Annotated in this window: 17 protein-coding genes; 15 read left to right on the top strand and 2 right to left on the bottom strand. The window is 46.1% G+C overall.

Annotated features, from left to right (window positions below; all coding sequences use genetic code 11):
- Nucleotides 1–121: 121 nt before the first annotated feature.
- The 11 genes from VKA52_RS09850 to mdh all read left to right on the top strand — a co-directional run bounded on the left by VKA52_RS09850 (nt 122) and on the right by mdh (nt 9,430).
- Nucleotides 122–1,552 carry an ethanolamine ammonia-lyase reactivating factor EutA gene (locus VKA52_RS09850; RefSeq protein WP_326315502.1) on the top strand — a complete coding sequence of 477 codons (1,431 nt, stop codon included), beginning with the start codon at nt 122–124 and terminating at the stop codon, nt 1,550–1,552.
- 26 nt (nt 1,553–1,578) lie between these two features.
- A complete protein-coding gene (locus VKA52_RS09845) occupies nt 1,579–2,934 on the top strand; it encodes an ethanolamine ammonia-lyase subunit EutB (protein ID WP_442788839.1) in 1,356 nt (451 codons plus the stop codon).
- Between the two features lie 12 nt (nt 2,935–2,946).
- On the top strand, nt 2,947–3,915 hold the full coding sequence (gene eutC / locus VKA52_RS09840) for an ethanolamine ammonia-lyase subunit EutC (protein ID WP_326315498.1): 969 nt from the start codon (nt 2,947–2,949) through the stop codon (nt 3,913–3,915).
- 8 nt (nt 3,916–3,923) lie between these two features.
- Complete coding sequence (gene eutL, locus VKA52_RS09835) at nt 3,924–4,577, top strand: ethanolamine utilization microcompartment protein EutL (protein WP_326315496.1); 654 nt, start codon at nt 3,924–3,926, stop codon at nt 4,575–4,577.
- 24 nt (nt 4,578–4,601) lie between these two features.
- Nucleotides 4,602–6,122 carry an acetaldehyde dehydrogenase (acetylating) gene (locus VKA52_RS09830; RefSeq protein ID WP_326315494.1) on the top strand — a complete coding sequence of 507 codons (1,521 nt, stop codon included), beginning with the start codon at nt 4,602–4,604 and terminating at the stop codon, nt 6,120–6,122.
- Between the two features lie 19 nt (nt 6,123–6,141).
- A complete protein-coding gene (locus VKA52_RS09825) occupies nt 6,142–6,432 on the top strand; it encodes a BMC domain-containing protein (RefSeq protein WP_085028730.1) in 291 nt (96 codons plus the stop codon).
- Between the two features lie 62 nt (nt 6,433–6,494).
- Nucleotides 6,495–7,154 (top strand): phosphate propanoyltransferase, encoded by a 660-nt coding sequence (locus tag VKA52_RS09820; RefSeq protein ID WP_326315489.1) that lies wholly within the window; start codon nt 6,495–6,497, stop codon nt 7,152–7,154.
- A complete protein-coding gene (locus VKA52_RS09815) occupies nt 7,147–7,773 on the top strand; it encodes a hypothetical protein (RefSeq protein WP_326315487.1) in 627 nt (208 codons plus the stop codon). Before VKA52_RS09820 ends, VKA52_RS09815 begins: the two co-directional genes overlap by 8 nt.
- A 12-nt stretch (nt 7,774–7,785) precedes the next feature.
- Entirely contained in the window at nt 7,786–8,070 is a 285-nt protein-coding gene (locus VKA52_RS09810) for a EutN/CcmL family microcompartment protein (protein WP_326315485.1), read from the top strand.
- Nucleotides 8,063–8,467: a BMC domain-containing protein gene (locus VKA52_RS09805; protein ID WP_326315483.1), complete on the top strand. Its 405-nt coding sequence runs from the start codon at nt 8,063–8,065 to the stop codon at nt 8,465–8,467. Before VKA52_RS09810 ends, VKA52_RS09805 begins: the two co-directional genes overlap by 8 nt.
- A gap of 15 nt (nt 8,468–8,482) precedes the next feature.
- Nucleotides 8,483–9,430 (top strand): malate dehydrogenase, encoded by a 948-nt coding sequence (gene mdh / locus VKA52_RS09800; protein ID WP_326315481.1) that lies wholly within the window; start codon nt 8,483–8,485, stop codon nt 9,428–9,430.
- Between the two features lie 241 nt (nt 9,431–9,671).
- Here mdh and VKA52_RS09795 read toward each other — a convergent pair whose 3' ends face one another.
- On the bottom strand, nt 9,672–11,087 hold the full coding sequence (locus tag VKA52_RS09795; RefSeq protein ID WP_326315479.1) for an alanine/glycine:cation symporter family protein: 1,416 nt from the start codon (nt 11,085–11,087) through the stop codon (nt 9,672–9,674).
- A gap of 205 nt (nt 11,088–11,292) precedes the next feature.
- Here VKA52_RS09795 and VKA52_RS09790 point away from each other — a divergent pair, with 205 nt between their 5' ends.
- The 4 genes from VKA52_RS09790 to VKA52_RS09775 all read left to right on the top strand — a co-directional run bounded on the left by VKA52_RS09790 (nt 11,293) and on the right by VKA52_RS09775 (nt 15,875).
- Nucleotides 11,293–11,586 (top strand): YrhK family protein, encoded by a 294-nt coding sequence (locus VKA52_RS09790; protein ID WP_326315477.1) that lies wholly within the window; start codon nt 11,293–11,295, stop codon nt 11,584–11,586.
- Nucleotides 11,587–11,734: 148 nt separating this feature from the next.
- Complete coding sequence (locus VKA52_RS09785) at nt 11,735–12,751, top strand: NAD-dependent epimerase/dehydratase family protein (RefSeq protein WP_326315475.1); 1,017 nt, start codon at nt 11,735–11,737, stop codon at nt 12,749–12,751.
- Entirely contained in the window at nt 12,751–13,812 is a 1,062-nt protein-coding gene (locus VKA52_RS09780; protein WP_326315473.1) for a dihydrodipicolinate synthase family protein, read from the top strand. The genes VKA52_RS09785 and VKA52_RS09780 overlap by 1 nt, the downstream gene beginning before the upstream one ends.
- Entirely contained in the window at nt 13,812–15,875 is a 2,064-nt protein-coding gene (locus VKA52_RS09775) for an alginate lyase family protein (RefSeq protein ID WP_326315472.1), read from the top strand. Before VKA52_RS09780 ends, VKA52_RS09775 begins: the two co-directional genes overlap by 1 nt.
- 159 nt (nt 15,876–16,034) lie before the next feature.
- Here VKA52_RS09775 and VKA52_RS09770 read toward each other — a convergent pair whose 3' ends face one another.
- Nucleotides 16,035–17,090, bottom strand: coding sequence for a response regulator transcription factor (locus VKA52_RS09770; RefSeq protein WP_326315470.1), 1,056 nt, complete (start codon nt 17,088–17,090; stop codon nt 16,035–16,037).
- Nucleotide 17,091 lies beyond the last annotated feature (1 nt).

The raw sequence follows: 17,091 nt of genomic DNA, 5'->3' as shown, positions 1-17,091 counted from the left end.
TGGTACATGGGCAAAGGCGCCTTATACAACTATCCGAGAGGGATGGTTTGTGTAAGGCGTCTTTTTTTATTTGGATTTGGAATAAGAAAGGCGCTTTGTTTTTTATGTGGAGGTGCGCTTCATGAACAAGAGAAATAAAGAAGTGATTACAAGTGCTGGCATCGATATTGGAACAAGTACAACGAAACTTGTGATCAGCCGCTTATCACTGAGAAATACGGCGGGGATGACCCACATGCCTCGGATTGAGATTACGGATAAAGAAGTGATTTATGAAAGTCCAATTTTTCGTACACCCCTGCTCGATGGTAAAGAGATCGATATGGAGAAGGTCGATGCCATGGTCCGGGATCAGTACGAAAAGGCTGGCATACAGGCATCGGATATCCAGACCGGCGCGGTGATTATTACAGGAGAGACGGCAACCAAGTCCAATGCCAAAGAAATGGTCAGTCATCTCTCTGACCATGCGGGTAAGTTCTTAGTTGCGACGGCAGGACCAGATCTAGAATCAATCATCGCAGCCAAAGGATCGGGAGCTTTTGAATTATCAAAGAAAACAAACAAAACGGTGGCTAACATCGATATTGGAGGTGGAACCGCCAATACAGCCGTTTATCGATATGGAAAACTTGTCGGGACGTGCACGCTTCATGTCGGAGGCAAGCTGATGGAGTTTGATCATGACTCGATTCATTATCTATCACCCGCTGTTCAGAAGGTGAATGAAAAACTGGGATTAGATCTGACCATCGGGATGCAGCCGGAGGAGAAGACGATTTCAAAGCTCACCGATTATATGGCAGAAGTCATTCGGAAAATGCTCGATGGGGAGATTGAAGAAAATGAGCCTTTGCTGCTAGGCAACCTTCCACAATGGACAAGGTCGATCGATGTCGTCATGTTTTCCGGTGGGGTGTCCGAATGCATTTACCATCCAGAAGGGTGTACATCCAATCATCTTTATAACGACATTGGCATAAGTCTTGCTCAATCGCTCCTTGAAAATCCTCAATTGCAGCTAAAAGAGTGGAAGAGACCTGGAGAAACGGTAAGAGCGACTGTTTTAGGTGCAGGGACTCAAACGACAGAAATCAGTGGAGCAACCATTCAAGTAGATAACGCAACCCTGCCTCTCCGGGATATGCCCGTTCACATGATTGATTTTAAGGAAGAATTTGAATCCGTTCTTTCCTCCATGTCAGACCATATCCTAGCAGGAAGCCGCGTGTTTGATCCTCATGAAGAGGGGATGACCATGGCAATTTATTTATCAGACCTCCCGCTTCTCGGATTCAAGGATATCCAGAGGTTAGCTAAAGCCCTGGTCACCGCTTTTGACGAGCATCGTCCGGCCCAACCGTTAGTGATCATTTTGGAGAGGGACCTTGCTAAATCATTAGGGCAGGCCATTCAAGTCCTGGAGGGTGAAAGGGAAATGGTCTGTATCGACCAAATCAAAGTTGAACATGGCGACTACTTGGACATCGGATCGAAACTTGATTCAGGTGTTGTCCCTGTCGTCATCAAAACACTGACATTTCATGAATAGGAAGGAGGAAGCATCCTTTGAAACTAATGACTACCCACTTAGATCATACGTATCAATTTTCTTCTTTGAAGACACTCTTCGCAAAAGCCAACGAAGAAAAATCCGGCGACCGACTCGCTGGAGTAGCGGCTGAAAGTGTCCAAGAAAGAATTGCGGCAAAAACGGTCCTTAGTGAACTGTTGTTGAAAGACATTCGGGAAAACCCGTTGCTTTCTCCAGAAGAAGATGAGGTTTCCAGAATCATTGATAGCCAGATCAATGAGCCTGTTTATCAAAAGGTTCAGCATTGGTCTGTAGCCGAACTTCGGGAATACATTCTTTCTAGTGAAACGACGGGGGAAGATTTGAAAAGAATCAGCCGTGGATTGAATAGTGAAATGATCGCGGCAACGGCGAAGCTGATGTCAAACTTAGACCTTGTCCACGCCGCCGACAAATTAGAGGTTGTAACCAAATGCAACATTGAAATTGGGCAGAAAGGAACGCTCGCTTCCCGCTTACAGCCGAACCACCCGACGGATAATATCGATGGGATGATGGCCTCGTTAAAAGAGGGACTCTCTTATGGCATCGGGGATGCGGTCATTGGCATCAACCCTGTGGAAGAATCCGTTGAAAGTGTGAAACGCCTTCTTCATGGGACGAAAGACTTCATGGAAGAATGGGAGATTCCCACACAAAACTGTGTGCTCGCTCACGTCACCGCCCAAATGAAGGCGATTGAGCAAGGAGCACCGGCCGATATGATTTTTCAAAGTATTGCCGGCACAGAAACAGCGAACCGCTCCTTCGGTATTGATGCTGCTATTCTTGGGGAAGCGAACGACCTAGCTAAAAGCAAAGGAACCGGCACAGGACCTCAGCATCTTTATTTTGAAACCGGTCAAGGATCCGAGCTATCTGCGGAAGCGCATCACGGCATTGATCAAATGACGCTCGAAGCAAGAAACTATGGTTTCGCCAAGGACTATGACCCCTTCATTGTCAACACGGTTGTCGGCTTTATCGGCCCTGAGTACCTTTATAACACGAAACAGGTGATTCGCGCAGGGCTTGAGGACCATTTCATGGGTAAAATGCACTTGATTCCGATGGGTGTGGATATTTGCTACACGAACCATATGAAAGCAGATCAAAATGATATGGAAGACTTAGGGGTCCTATTATCGACATCCGGGGTCAATTTCATCATTGCCACTCCTATGGGAGATGATTGCATGTTGAATTATCAATCGATGAGCTATCATGATGTCGCGACTTTGAGAGAAACGTTCGGCAAAAGGCCGTCTCCGAGTTTTGAGAAGTGGCTGGAGCTGATGGGCATCATGAAAAGTGGCCGTTTAACCAGCCAAGCCGGTAACCCGTTGTTATTCACTCGATAGGAGGTGAAGGAAATGGATCAGCAAACCATTGAAAAAGTCACTCGGCTTGTCATGGAGAAAATGAAGGATAAAAAAACACAACCTTACTCCCGAACATCGGAAGTGAAAATATGGGATCACACATCCGCCAACCACCAGTTTGAGTCTATAGCGTCTGCAGACGATGCTGATGATGAGGTCGAAGGAAGAGCGGTCCTTTCAAAGTTTCCCAATCAATCAGAGAAGAAGAAGCCAAAACCCGAACCCGACACCTCTTCGACTCCGGAAAGTGATGAAAAGGACGACTTGAAAGAATTGAAGAGTAAAACTCCTGCCAGAATTGGCGTGGGACGGGCAGGCGTAAGGCCGAAAACGGACACCTGGCTTCGCTTCCGATACGACCATGCGGCAGCGGTAGACGCGGTCTACGGCAATGTTGATCGCAGCCTGTTAGAAAGTCTGAATTTGTTTGTCGTGAACACGAAGGTGACGGACCAAGAAACCTATATCCGAAGACCGGATTATGGACGAAAGCTTTCGGAAGAGTCGAAAGAGATCATCCGAGAAAAGTGCCTGAAAAATCCCGAAGTTCAAATTATCGTGTCCGACGGTTTAAGTTCAAAAGCGATTGATGAGAACTTAGAGGATGTGTATTTATCGCTGCAACAGTCTTTAAAGAGCCTCGGCCTTGATGTTGGGACTCCCTTTTTCATAGAGAAAGGACGCGTGGCAGCTATGGATGATGTAGGAGAAGAACTTCAACCAGAAGTCATTGTCTATCTCATTGGAGAGCGCCCTGGATTGATTAGTGCAGAATCGATGAGTGCTTATCTCTGCTATAAACCAAGGGTTGGTACGATCGAATCCCAACGTCAGGTGGTTTCAAACATCCACCGTGGAGGCATTCCGCCGGTGGAGGCGGGAGCTTACTTAGGGGGAGTCGTTGAAAAGATCTTAAATTACAAAGCAAGTGGCGTCGAGCTTGTGAAAAAGGAAAGGTAGGAGAGACGATGAAGTTAGAACCTATCTATGCAGAAGTTCTTTCAGCCCGGGTGATTCCAAATGTTGATCCACAGCTTTCCAAGAAATTAAATCTATCAACCTCACAAAACAGCCTCGGATTATTCACTGTCACCATGGATGATGTTGGAGTGACCGCCTTGGATGAAGCGACGAAAAAGGCAGCGGTTGATGTCGTCTACGCCCGATCTTTTTACGCAGGGGCCGATCACGCCTCCGGTCCTTTGTCTGGAGAATTCTTGGGCATCGTTGCTGGACCAGATCCTGATGAAGTCAAGAGTGCGATGGAGGCTATTCATCAGGTTATCGATGGTGGAGCTTATTTTGAGGCATTGAATGAAGAAAAAACGCACAGTTTGTTTGCCCATGTGGTATCAAGTACAGGAACATTCTTATCTAAAGAAGCTGGCATTCCTGAGGGACAGGCCCTTGCTTATGTCATTGCTCCGCCATTGGAAGCGACATACGGGCTGGATGCAGCTTTAAAAGCTTCTGATGTTGAGCTGGCCTGTTTTTATGGACCGCCAACAGAAACCAACTTCGGGGGCGGGTTACTCACAGGATCACAATCCTCCTGTATGGCTGCAGCTGACGCGTTTCGTCAGGCCGTGTTGGAAATCGCCAACCAACCCAAGCGTACGTAAGGATCAGAAGGGAGTGTAGGATTTATGGAATTGGATTATGATTTAGAGTCGATCCAAGGAATGAGAACCGCTTTAAAACGAGCGAAAGCTGCTCAAAAAGAATATGAATCGTTTACCCAGGAACAAGTCGACCGTATTGTGACCGCGGTAGCGGAAGCCGCCCACGAAAAAGCGAGAGACCTTGCTGAAATGGCCGTGGAAGAGACGGGCATGGGGGTGGTCGAGCATAAAACCATTAAGAACCAGGTTGGTTCGAAAGATGTCTATGAATCCATAAAAAATGAAAAGACCGTTGGGATTATCCATCAAGACTCTGCAAAAAAAATCACTGAGTTTGCTTATCCATTTGGTGTCGTTGCAGCGATCATCCCAACTACGAATCCGACATCGACAGCCATCTATAAAACATTGATTTCATTAAAAACGAGGAACGCGATTGTAGTCAGCCCTCACCCTTCCGCTGTTAAATGCACGATTGAAGCGTTGAAGATCTGTCATGAGGCTGCCGTCCAAGCGGGCGCACCTGAGGGCATTGTTGGTTGGATTTCCAAGCCTTCGATGCCGGCGACGACAGAGTTGATTCAGCATAGAGATACGAGTGTCATTTTGGCTACAGGTGGAGGTGGACTTGTCAGGGCTGCCTATAGTTCAGGAAAGCCAGCCTATGGGGTTGGTCCTGGAAACGTCCCTGTATATTTGGAGAAATCCTGTCAGGTGAAAAAAGCGGTCCAAATGGTCATGGATAGTAAGACATTTGACAATGGAACGATCTGTGCCACCGAACAAGCGATAGTCGTCGATCAAAATATTAAAGAAATGACGGTAAGAGAATTGAAGAATCAAGGGGCTTATTTTTTAGAGGGTGAGGAGAAAGAAAAAGTAGCGGCCGTCATCTCTCCAGCACCTGGGAAGATCAACCCGAAAATCGTTGGGCGTCCGGCGACTACCATTGCACAAATGGCAGGGGTGAAAGTCCCAAGCGATACAAGGGTGCTCATCGCAGAAGAAACGCGAGTAGGAAAAGATGTCCCCTTTTCACTAGAGAAGCTCTCGCCCGTTTTTGCTTTATATACGGTGAAAGATGTGGATCAGGCGAAAGCCCAATGCATCGAGCTTTTGAATTTAGGAGGGCGGGGTCACAGTCTCTCCATCCATACAAGCGATGATCAAATTGCTGAAATGTTTGGACATGAAATGCCGGTTTCCCGCTTGATGGTTAATACTCTTTCCAGTATAGGAGCGGTCGGGGCGACAACGAATTTAAAACCTTCGTTGACGCTGGGGTGTGGCTCTTATGGAGGGAATATCACGTCAGATAACATTACAGCCCGGCATTTAGTAAATATCAAGAGGCTCGCTTATGGAGTGAAAGATGTGGAGATTCCGAAGCCATCCGAATCTGTGCAGCCACCTAAACAAGCGGATCCTAAAGAGAATGATTTAGAGAAAGTGATTTCTGAAGTGTTAAAGAAAGTCGATAGTGAAGAGGTTGATCCACAGAAGGTTTCTGCAATTGTAGGTAAAGTATTACAAAAATATCAATAAAACTTAGGAGGAATTTACAATGGCATTGAATGGCGCATTAGGCATGATCGAAACGAAAGGTTTAGTAGCATCCGTAGAGGCAGCAGACGCAATGGTGAAAGCAGCAAACGTAAACTTAGTTGGAAAAATCCATGTAGGTGGAGGAATTGTGACGATTCTAGTAAGTGGGGATGTAGGAGCCGTTAAAGCGGCTACTGAATCGGGAAGCGCAGCCGCTCAACGAGTAGGAGAGTTACTATCCGTACACGTTATCCCACGTCCACACAACGAATTGGAAAGCATTCTTCCAAAAATCGACGCCGCACAATAAATAGATTTTCAAACATCTACTTACCTATTTTTAAGTATAGGTAAGGAAAGTGAGGAAACAAAATGGCTCGAGAAGACTTAGAATCGATTGTAGAAGAAGTGATGCAGGAACTCTTGCATTCGAACCATACGTCTAGCGAGGTCCCGATTGGGGTCTCAGCTAGACATTGTCATTTGGACAAGGCTAGTTTAGAAACCCTGTTTGGCCAAGGGTATGAATTGAGTGAAAAAGCTCCTCTTTCTCAACCCGGTCAATTTGCTGCCAACGAAACGGTAACGATCGCAGGACCGAAAGGAAGTATAGCCAAGGTAAGAATTCTTGGACCGCTACGTAGCTCACCGCAGGTTGAAGTGAGTCAAACCGATGCTTTTAAGCTGGGAGTGAAACCTCCGATCAGGCAATCCGGACAGACAAAGAACTCGAGTCCTTTCACAATTATAGGTCCGAAAGGGAGTTTGTATCTCGAAGAAGGGTTGATTTTAGCTCAAGCACACATTCATATGCACCCAGATGATGCGGATCGTTTTCAAGTGAGAGACGGGGAAGTGGTAGAGGTTGCGGTCAATAACCAAGGACGTGCTGTCCGTTTTTCTAAAACGGTGATCCGTGTTTCGGATAAGTATCAATTAGAGATGCATATCGATACAGATGAAGCCAATGCAGGGGCAATCCAGACTGGTCAAAAAGGAATACTCACAAAGGGTGCGCCCACCTATGTATGATCGAAAGCTGATTAAAGAAATTGTGGCGGAGATTCTAAAGGAAAAAGGTCATGATCCTGTTTCAAAACCCACACTTCATGTCATTACATCAGAAGGGGTTACGGAAGATTTAGAGGAGTGGAAATCCAGCTGGCATTTGAACTGGATAAAGCCTGAGGATGTAGAAGGTCTTGATTTTCCTTCTCATGCGTTGTTCCCTCACGTTGATCAGGACTTGTTTGTGAAGAGCGCGCTCGGCCTTGCGGATACAGCGGAAAGTCGTTGTTTTTCGAAGTTGGTGAGTAGCGGAACAACGGTTCACTTTCGATTGGATCGATCGTTGGACTGGATTTTCACACCTTCGGAGGGAATCCCCGCTCCTTATGTTGAACGTTTGCGGTCCTATAAAGAAGTTTTGCTTTCGTTTAGGGTTTCTGTATTGCCATCAGGAGACGTGTTATTTCCTCCCGGGGAAACGTCAAGTTCTCCCTTTTATTACGCTGGGAAGCTGCTGACTCAAAAGGAAGTGAGTGAATGGCTTTACAACGACATTCACATCTCAAAAGAAACGATTGTCACTCCTCTAGCAAAAGATGCAGCACGAGAAGCAAACCTTACCATTTCTATCGAGGAGTCCTAGGAGGTTGGATGTATGGTTGTAGGAGAAGTTATCGGGAATATTTGGGCGACAAGAAAAGAAGACGGACTCGTCGGTCTCAAATTCTTAGTCGTGAAGCCTGATCACCCAGCAAGCACTCCGGAAGCTTCAACCTTTGTAGCGGTTGACCGGATTGGAGCTGGGGTGGGCGATAAGGTGATGGTCACAAGAGGAAGTGCAAGCTCTCATTTGCAGGAGGGCCCGGCTATTCCTATTGATGCATTAATTATTGGTATTATCGATTCCGTCGAAGTAGAAAGGGGTGGAGCAAATGGCTAAAGCTTTAGGCATGATTGAGACGAGAGGGCTCATTGGTTCAATTGAGGCGGCAGATGCCATGGTAAAAGCGGCCAATGTCACGCTTGTGAAGCAGGAGAAAATTGATGCTGCGTTGGTAACGGTTCTCGTTGAAGGCGATGTGAGTGCTGTTCAGGCAGCTGTCGATGCAGGAAAAGAAGCAGTGAATCGTGTAGGGGAACTTGTAGGATATCACGTCATTCCACATCCGGACGACGAAACTGGGGTGATTCTCACAAAGGACGGGAAGGAAAGCGTAAATCAAACTTCCAGTCCATCTTCAAAGCCAAAACCTAAGGCAGCTCCGAAGCGAAGAAAGAAAGCAACATCCCAAGACCAAGGGAATGAAACAAACAACGAAGAAAGTGAAGCACAGTGATAGGAGGCAGGAGACATGACATTCAAGCGATATAAATTTGCCGTTGTCGGAGCAGGCTATACGGGTACCACGGCGGCCCTCATGATTGCACAAAAAGAATTAGGCGACGTTGTCCTCGTTGATATCCCATCGATGAAGAACCCAACCAAAGGGAAAGCGCTTGATATGTTGGAAGCATCCCCTGTACAAAAGTTTGATTCAAATATTACAGGAACCTCTGATTATAAAGACATTCAAGATGCCGACATGGTCATCATCACCGCAGGGATTCCAAGAAAGCCAGGAATGAGCCGGGATGAGCTTGTAGAAACCAATGCGAAAATCATGAAAGACGTCTCTGAAAACGTGAAAAAATATGCACCCGATAGTTATATTCTCGTCCTGAGTAACCCTGTCGATGCGATGACCTATGTCTGTTACAAGACGACGGGCTTTCCAAAGAACCGCGTGATCGGTCAGTCTGGCGTCCTGGATACGGCACGCTTTAACACCTTTGTCTCTCAAGAACTAGGCGTTTCTGTTGAAGATGTGTCAGGCTTCGTACTAGGGGGTCACGGGGACAGTATGGTGCCGCTTGTCCGTTATTCCTATGCGGGCGGTATCCCACTCGATAAACTATTAAGAGAAGACCAACTCCAAGATATCGTAGAACGTACGCGAAAAGGGGGAGGAGAGATCGTTAACCTTCTCGGTCAAGGAAGTGCTTATTATGCACCAGCCGCTTCTCTTGTAGAAATGACTGAAGCGATTGTGAAGGATAAGAAGAGAATTCTGCCTTCGATTGCTTACTTAGAAGGAGAATACGGCTATGAGGACATCTACTTAGGCGTGCCGACGATTCTTGGTGGAAACGGCATTGAAAGTGTCATTGAATTGCCGCTGAAGGATGAAGAGAAAGACTCACTAGATCGTTCAGCAGATGCAGTTAGAGATGTGCTGCGTCCACTCAAAAAGATCTACTAATATTGAGATCTAGGTGATGGACCACCCCGACTAGTTGCTGATACATGCTAGAAACGAAATGGGAAGGGTTCTACTTTTGAAGAGTAGTACAGGGGTATTCGTAGCTTCGGTGCATGCCCTTTTGCTTTTTCTCTTGGTTGGAGAGATGGATTAAAGGGATAAGTAGAAGAGGGGTCTTCATAATATTTAATATAGAAAGAAAAAAACAACCTGTCCGTAGACAGGTTGTTTTAATATCCACCTAGCTTGCTTTGGAACGCGTGTACGTTTGATGGTGGAGATAATTATGAAAGTAATCATTTGTTTCACTCACAATCACTTTATAAAGAAGCAATAAAGCGATTAAGTTCGGAATCATCATCAAGGCATTGGCCATATTCGCAAACGCCCATACAAGGTCAAGCTGCATAACGGCACCCATAAAGGTTGCAGTGATGTAGATGAAACGATAGGGTACGATGTAGCGCAAGCCTAAGAGATATTCGAAGCACTTCTCTCCGTACATGTACCAGCCGACAATCGTTGAAAAGCCGAAGAAGATGACGGAAAAGGCTACGATGTATTCACCTATAGTTCCTAGTGCGTGTCCAAACGCTGCACTCGTGAGCGCGCCGCCGTCCAGGCCGGTCGCGTGTTGAACTCCTGATATCGCTCCACCGGAAGGATCCCAGAATCCAGTCATGATCAGGACAAGTCCGGTCATGGTACAAACGACGATCGTCACGATGAATGTACCTGTCATGGCAACGAGCGCTTGTTTTACTGGGTGATCGGTTTTGGCGTTTCCAGCAATCAATGCGGCTGTACCTAAACCAGCTTCGTTTGAGAAAATCCCTCGTGATACACCACTTCTGACGGCTTCCATCACAACAACACCAGCGAATCCACCAGCGGCGGAAACCGGGCTGAATGCGTATTGGAAGATCATTTCAAAAGCAGGGACGATCGCTTCGTAATTGGCGATGATGATGAATAGAGCACCACCAATATAAAGAAAAGCCATGATCGGAACAAAAAATCCGGCCACTGTACTGATCCTCTGGATGCCCCCGAAAATAATCAGCCCCGTCAAAATCGCAAGCACAGCCCCTGTAAACCAGCCATTAATATGGAAGCTTTCCGTCATAACATCTGAGATGGTATTGGACTGCACACTGTTTCCGATTCCTAAAGCAGCAAAGGCACCGAATAACGCGAAGGCGACCGCAAGCCACTTCCACTTCTTGCCGATCCCTCGTTCTACATAATACATTGGCCCACCGGAATACTCTCCGTTTTCATTTTTCACTCGATACTTCATCGCAAGGAGGGCTTCCGAGTATTTGGTTGCCATTCCTAACAAGCCGACGATCCACATCCAGAAAATTGCCCCGGGCCCACCAAGCGTCAAGGCTGTAGCGACACCCGCGATATTTCCGTTTCCGATTGTTGCTGATAGCGCTGTCATTAAAGTTTTAAAATTACTGATATCCCCCTGGGAATCCTTGGAGGTTTCGGTTTTATCCTCTTTCGTAAATGCGAGTTTAAAGGCATAAAACAGCTTACTGAACTGCAGCCCTTTTAACATAATGGTCAAAAACAACCCTGTCCCGAATAACAGGACCAAACTGGGAGTTCCCCATAGAACATCATTGATCTGGTTCAATATCTCTAGCATGATTACCCTCCTAATCCTGTTGCAACCGTCTATGTAGGGCGGTCTTTGATAATGTCCATGTTCTACCCTATCACGTTTTCAATCATAAACATTCGTTGAAACAACAAAATATAAGCGCTTACATTTGTGTGTAATGAACAAATGAAGGATTTTCTCGTTATAAAACAAATTGGTAGAGGGAAGGGTTCTAATAGGAGGTGTGAGGATGTCGAACCAAAAATCAGAAAAACAGAAATACATCGATCTTCATGTAGGGAAACATGATGTCTTTTTTAAGAAAACATACGATATTCTTTATACCATCAATGATGTGTTGCTTGGACTATGGTTCTTGATCGGTAGTATCTTCTTTTACTTTGAACATTTGAAAACCTGGGGTGTGACGCTCTTTGTCCTCGGAAGTATTCAAATGCTCATCCGCCCGACAATCCGGCTTGTTCATTATTTTCATATGAGGAAGGAATATGGAAAGCAGTATGAGAAAACCCGTGGTTCATGAATGATATGAATCACGGGTTTTCTTTTGGTGTACGACACACCTGTCTTTCTTCATTGAATAAAAAAGGACATATTTAAGTCGTTGTTTTAACAAATGCGGTTATCTAAACTTTCTTATAAGAGGTTGAATATTATGAGGAGGTTTCAATGTGGAAACGATAGAAGAACTCGAATCAGTCATGTGTACGCCGTCAGAAGCGTTAGTTGAAGATATTACGAAGATCAACGGAGATTTATTGATTTTAGGGGTAGGAGGAAAAATGGGACCTACGTTAGCGAAACTTGCTAAACATGCGATTGACCAGGCAGGAGTGCAGAAAAAGGTGATAGGGGTTTCGAGGTTTTCTAATGAAACGTTGCAGGAAGAGCTTCATGAACATGGAATTGAGACCATTGCTGCGGATTTATTGAAAGAGGAAGAACTTCAGGCCTTACCTGATATAGAAAATGTCATCTACATGGCAGGGAACAAATTTGGGACGACCGGCAATGAACATTTCACATGGGCGATGAATGCTTATTTACCTGGGAGAGTGGCGGAGAAGTTCAAAAATTCCAGGATCGTCTCCTTTTCCACAGGAAATGTATATCCTCAGACTCCGGTCGGTCATGGCGGGGCTTCGGAGGAGCATGCCACAGGACCAGTCGGCGAATATGGCCAATCCGTTTTAGGGCGGGAGCGTGTCTTCACGCACTTTTCTCATAAATATGGAACGCCTTTGTTACATCTCCGTCTCAATTATGCGATTGATCTGCGGTACGGTGTTTTATTGGAAGTCGCCAAGGCGGTGAATGAAGGCACTCCGATCGATTTGAACATGGGGCATGTGAATGTCATTTGGCAGGGGGATGCGAACGAGGTTGCCATTCGTTCCCTTTTACATTGTGACTCTCCTCCCGCCACCTTGAATATTACGGGGCCTGAGACACTATCTGTCAGATGGCTCGCAGAGAGATTTGGTGAAAAGCTCCACAAGCAGCCGGTTTTTACTGGGGAGGAGCAGGAGACGGCCCTGTTGAGCAATGCTTCTCGAGCTCATGAGGTTTTCGGATACCCGAACATCGGCATCCGTCAAATGCTGGATTGGACGGCGGATTGGGTGAAAGGTCAGGGACAGGTGTTGGATAAACCGACCCACTTTCAAGAACGAAAGGGGCAGTACTGATGGCACAAAACTTATCATCCTCCATTCGTACGTTGCTTCATGAAGGGACGGTCATTCCGGCCCACCCGCTTGCTCTGCACAAAGATCGTACGCTGGACGAAGAAAGGCAGCGGGCTTTGACGAATTACTACATCTCAAGCGGGGCCGGTGGAGTCGCGGTCGGTGTCCATACGACTCAATTTGAAATCAGGAACGAAGGCATTGATTTGTACGAAACGGTGCTGCGGATGGCCATTGAAGAAATCAATAAGGCCAAGCTGACTCGCCCGTTCATTAAAGTGGCTGGCGTCGTAGGAGAGCTGGATCAAGTGCAGGAAGAAGCGAAAATAGCCAAAGGTTTGGGGTATGACCTTGCGCTTGTCAGCATGGGAGGTCTTTCCCATTTAAGTGAAGAAGAGCATTTAGAACGAGTAAAGACCGTGGCAGAGACCATGCCGGTCTTCGGTTTTTATCTCCAGCCGGCTGTAGGCGGGCGTGTTTTCTCTTATGAATTCTGGCGTGCTTTCGCCGATATTCCAGGTGTGTATGCCATCAAATTGGCTCCCTTTGACCGATATCAAACCATTGATGTAGTGAGAGCCGTGTGCCATTCGGAACGAAGGGATGACATCGCTTTGTACACCGGGAATGATGATCATATTGTGGATGATCTTTTGACGACTTTTCGATTTAGGGTCGAAGGAAACGTTGTATCGAAACCGATTGTCGGCGGGCTCCTCGGACAATGGGCGGTCTGGACCTCTAAAGCAGTTACGCTGCTTGAGCAAGCAAAAGAAGCGAAACAGGACGGGCTCATTCCTGCTGAGTTGTTAACGGCAGGGGCGGAACTGACGGATGCGAATGCGGCTATTTTTGATGCGGCGAATGGTTTTAAAGGAAGTATTGCCGGGATCAATGAGATATTGAGACGCCAAGGCTTATTGCGTGAACGTATATGTCTAATGGAACACGAGCGGCTCAGCCCAGGGCAGGAAAAAGAAATCGATCGCATTCATGAAGACTACCCCCATTTACATGATAATGCATTCGTAAGAAATCACATTCAATCAGGGGTTTTATAATGTCGACTTTTTCAAATGAGAGACGCATCCATCCATCCACAGACGTACGGCGATTTTTTTATTCAAGTGAAGATCGCAATGAAATCAAGGACCTGACTCTCCAATACTGGAGAGGTGAATCGGATGAAGTGATTGAACGGGCTCGTCTGGCTAGTGAAAACACGTTTGTATTTACTCACCGGTGGGACATGGAACGCTGTGAAACACCGGTCACTTTTTCAATTAACATCGATTGGACGTTTCAGTTTCAGAACGATTTCGAGTGGACGGTGAACTTGAACCGCGCGCGCTTCATGGCAGAACTCGGGCAGGCTTATTGGTTAACCGGTGAAAAGAGCTTTGCGAGCCATTATATCCGCCTGATGAAAGACTGGATCCGTCAGAACCCATTGACAGAAAAAGAAATACTCGAGAGTCGGTCCCGTCATTACAATGTCAAGGATACCTGGAGGAAACTCGACAGCGGCATCAGAATATGCAACTGGATAAAGGGGTATTTCTGTGTCAGAGAATCTGAGGAGTGGGGAGAGGCCGAAGAAAAGCTGTTCCAGGAGGCGTTGGCTCTTCATGGAAAATATTTGAGTATCGCCTATACCGCTCATGATCAGCAAAGCAACTGGGGATTTTTAGAGACGAATGGCTTGTTCCAAATCGCCTTGTTATTTCCTCAGATTGAATGCTCAGACCAATGGATGGAGCTAGCTGTGAAGCGGATGGTCAATATGTGTCAGCTTCAAGTTTTTGAAGATGGAATGCACAATGAACAAAGCCCTATGTATCATCATGAAGTCCTGCACTGTTTATTTGAAACGGTCCTGCTGGCAAGAAAAAATCAACGGTCCATTCCTGCCATCATGGAGGATACGCTGAATCGAATGTTTACGGCTTCGCTTTCTTTCGTCAAGCCGAGTGGTTATCAACCGATGACAAGTGACAGTGACCATACGGACATCCGAGATGTGTTGAGCCGCGGTGCCCTGTTGTATGAAAGAAGTGATTTGAAGCATCAGGGTTATGACGTCCTGGATTTTGAAGGCCTTTGGTATTACGGGAAAGAGGGCTTTGATGTGTATGAGGGAATGGATGCAGCTGAACCAGCTTTTTGCTCGACTCATCTGGAGCAAAGTGGATATACCATCATGCGGAATGGATGGTCTCCTGACGAGCATTACCTCCTTTTTGATGGTGGCCAAATGGATATCATCAGGGCCCATGGCCACGATGATTTTCTCCATTTCGATTTAGTTGCGCATGGATCGGATATGATCATTGATCCAGGGCGGTACACGTACAAGGAGGATCAATACCGTCAGTATTTCAAAGAGTCTTTCCAGCACAACACCTGTAGTGTGGATGGGCGCTCGATTTCCACGTATTTTGATTCATGGCATTGGGAAGATGTCGCACAGCCTGTGGACAGCTTCTGGAGAGGGAATAAGGAGTTCGATTACGTCCAGTGTGGTCACAATGGATATTTGAGGCTTGAGGACCCTGTCCAGGTCAAGCGGCAGATGCTGTTCGTCAAGCCACATTATTGGGTGCTGGTCGATACGTTCAAGTCCAGGCATGTCCATGAATTTGCCCAGCACTTCCATTTCGCTGAACATACGAGCCTTCATTATGATTCTTCCAAAGGTAAGATTCAAGTCAAGGGAGGAGAAGGGGCGCATTTGGATATGACCTATCTTCAGGATGTCTCAATTACTCAAGAAGACTGCTGGATTTCCAGAGACTACAACCAAAAATCGAAGGCTATGAAAATGGTAAGTCGACAAAAAGGGAGCGGACAGACGACGTTCGTCACCATACTGAACCCTTATCGAGATCATGAAAAGCCTGATATGGAAATCCGTGAAGTGGACGTTTATAACACGCGTTCAGAGAAGATGTCGAAGGGTGAGGTTACAGCCTTTGAAGTGAAAAGGGGAGAAGAAAACGAGGTCCTGTTATTCTCTCATGATGGCCCGAAGAGCTTTCAATTTGCAGATACACAAATGACCGGAGATGTGCTCTTGGTTAAACGCAGTTGTGATGCAGAAGCATCGTTTATAATTAAAGTCTAAAACTTGATTTAAAAAAGGAATCCTTTCGCCTCTTGCAGGCTTTAGTGTAAACTTTCCGAACTTACACCTTTGCCGCAGGAGGCGTTTTATTTCCGGATCGCTTGAGGGAGCCATGAATGGTATGAAGTGATTGAAGCACCCCAATACGATACAGGATTCTCAACTGATTCCTTTTCTTTTTCTGTACTGCGTCGGTGTCATTCCCAACTGTTTTTTGAAGGTCTTGGTGAAGTGAGGGTAGTCGTTATACCCTAGATTCTCAGCGATTTCATAGGTTTTATATAAAGGGTTATTGAGCAGTTCTTTCGCTTTCTCTATTTTCAAATTCGTCAGGTACTGCTTGAAGCTCACACCGACTTCTGATTTGAATTCCATACTGAAATACGAGGAAGACATATTGATCGTATCCGCCACTTCACTTAACGTGAGGTTCTTTTCTGTAAAATTCGCTTCTATATATCGGACAGCCGTCCGAATGCTGTTTCGATGACCGATGTTCCGGAAGGATTTGATTTCCTCGAGAACCTTGTTGCACAAACGATTCAGTTCGGCCGTCATCTCCATCCGTTCCCGTGAAAAATCGACATCAGTGAATAACGGATGAGAATGAAAAGGTGAATGATGAGCCTCGAGCTCCCCCTGTAAGTACACCGTTAAATCTGCGTACATCCCTCGCATCACATCCGGATCCACCTGTAGGTGATTCAACTTCTTCGATAACTCCTCGGTCGTTTGGAAGACTTGATCCTCCTCGAGTAACCAAAGGTGCTCACCTAGACTCTCCGCATACGATTTGATCATAAGCAGGCATTCGCTTCGCTGTTTAGAGGACGTGTGATCATTTTCAAGCTGCCGGTAAACCTTCCTTAAAGAAGATAAAAACTGATCCGGCTTGATCGGTTTAAGCAGGAAATCGACCACACCATAGCGAATCGCTGTCTGCGCATATTCGAATTCGTCATATCCGGAGATGATGATGAATTTCGTATGCGGGTTTCTTTCCTTCACCTCTTTTATAAAATTCAACCCATTCATCTTCGGCATTCGGATATCCGTAATAACCAGGTCCGGAGTGGTTTCCTCCTGCAATTGCAGCGCTTCCTGCCCATCTTTGGCTTCTCCTGCTATTTCAAATCCTGTGTCATTCCCGCGGATCAACGCAGCGATGCTTTTCTTTATCAACTTTTCATCATCTACAGTAATCGCTTGATACATG

This window comes from Halobacillus sp. HZG1 (genome assembly GCF_035818575.1).
GTDB classification, from domain to species: Bacteria; Bacillota; Bacilli; order Bacillales; family Halobacillaceae; genus Halobacillus; species Halobacillus litoralis.
The sequence above is the reverse complement of the archived record's forward strand: the minus strand, read 5'-3'. Positions and strand labels throughout refer to the sequence as shown.

Excerpts from the sequence above, each read along its gene's own strand:
- eutC (WP_326315498.1), top strand. The coding sequence starts at position 2,947 with ATGGATCAGCAAACCATTGAAAAAGTCACTCGGCTTGTCATGGAGAAA.
- VKA52_RS09805 (WP_326315483.1), top strand. The coding sequence starts at position 8,063 with ATGGCTAAAGCTTTAGGCATGATTGAGACGAGAGGGCTCATTGGTTCA.
- VKA52_RS09780 (WP_326315473.1), top strand. The coding sequence starts at position 12,751 with ATGGCACAAAACTTATCATCCTCCATTCGTACGTTGCTTCATGAAGGG.
- VKA52_RS09845 (WP_442788839.1), top strand. The coding sequence starts at position 1,579 with ATGACTACCCACTTAGATCATACGTATCAATTTTCTTCTTTGAAGACA.
- eutL (WP_326315496.1), top strand. The coding sequence starts at position 3,924 with ATGAAGTTAGAACCTATCTATGCAGAAGTTCTTTCAGCCCGGGTGATT.
- VKA52_RS09770 (WP_326315470.1), bottom strand. The coding sequence starts at position 17,090 with ATGTATCAAGCGATTACTGTAGATGATGAAAAGTTGATAAAGAAAAGC.
- VKA52_RS09810 (WP_326315485.1), top strand. The coding sequence starts at position 7,786 with ATGGTTGTAGGAGAAGTTATCGGGAATATTTGGGCGACAAGAAAAGAA.
- VKA52_RS09790 (WP_326315477.1), top strand. The coding sequence starts at position 11,293 with ATGTCGAACCAAAAATCAGAAAAACAGAAATACATCGATCTTCATGTA.
- VKA52_RS09795 (WP_326315479.1), bottom strand. The coding sequence starts at position 11,087 with ATGCTAGAGATATTGAACCAGATCAATGATGTTCTATGGGGAACTCCC.
- VKA52_RS09775 (WP_326315472.1), top strand. The coding sequence starts at position 13,812 with ATGTCGACTTTTTCAAATGAGAGACGCATCCATCCATCCACAGACGTA.
- VKA52_RS09820 (WP_326315489.1), top strand. The coding sequence starts at position 6,495 with ATGGCTCGAGAAGACTTAGAATCGATTGTAGAAGAAGTGATGCAGGAA.
- mdh (WP_326315481.1), top strand. The coding sequence starts at position 8,483 with ATGACATTCAAGCGATATAAATTTGCCGTTGTCGGAGCAGGCTATACG.
- VKA52_RS09825 (WP_085028730.1), top strand. The coding sequence starts at position 6,142 with ATGGCATTGAATGGCGCATTAGGCATGATCGAAACGAAAGGTTTAGTA.
- VKA52_RS09815 (WP_326315487.1), top strand. The coding sequence starts at position 7,147 with ATGTATGATCGAAAGCTGATTAAAGAAATTGTGGCGGAGATTCTAAAG.
- VKA52_RS09830 (WP_326315494.1), top strand. The coding sequence starts at position 4,602 with ATGGAATTGGATTATGATTTAGAGTCGATCCAAGGAATGAGAACCGCT.
- VKA52_RS09850 (WP_326315502.1), top strand. The coding sequence starts at position 122 with ATGAACAAGAGAAATAAAGAAGTGATTACAAGTGCTGGCATCGATATT.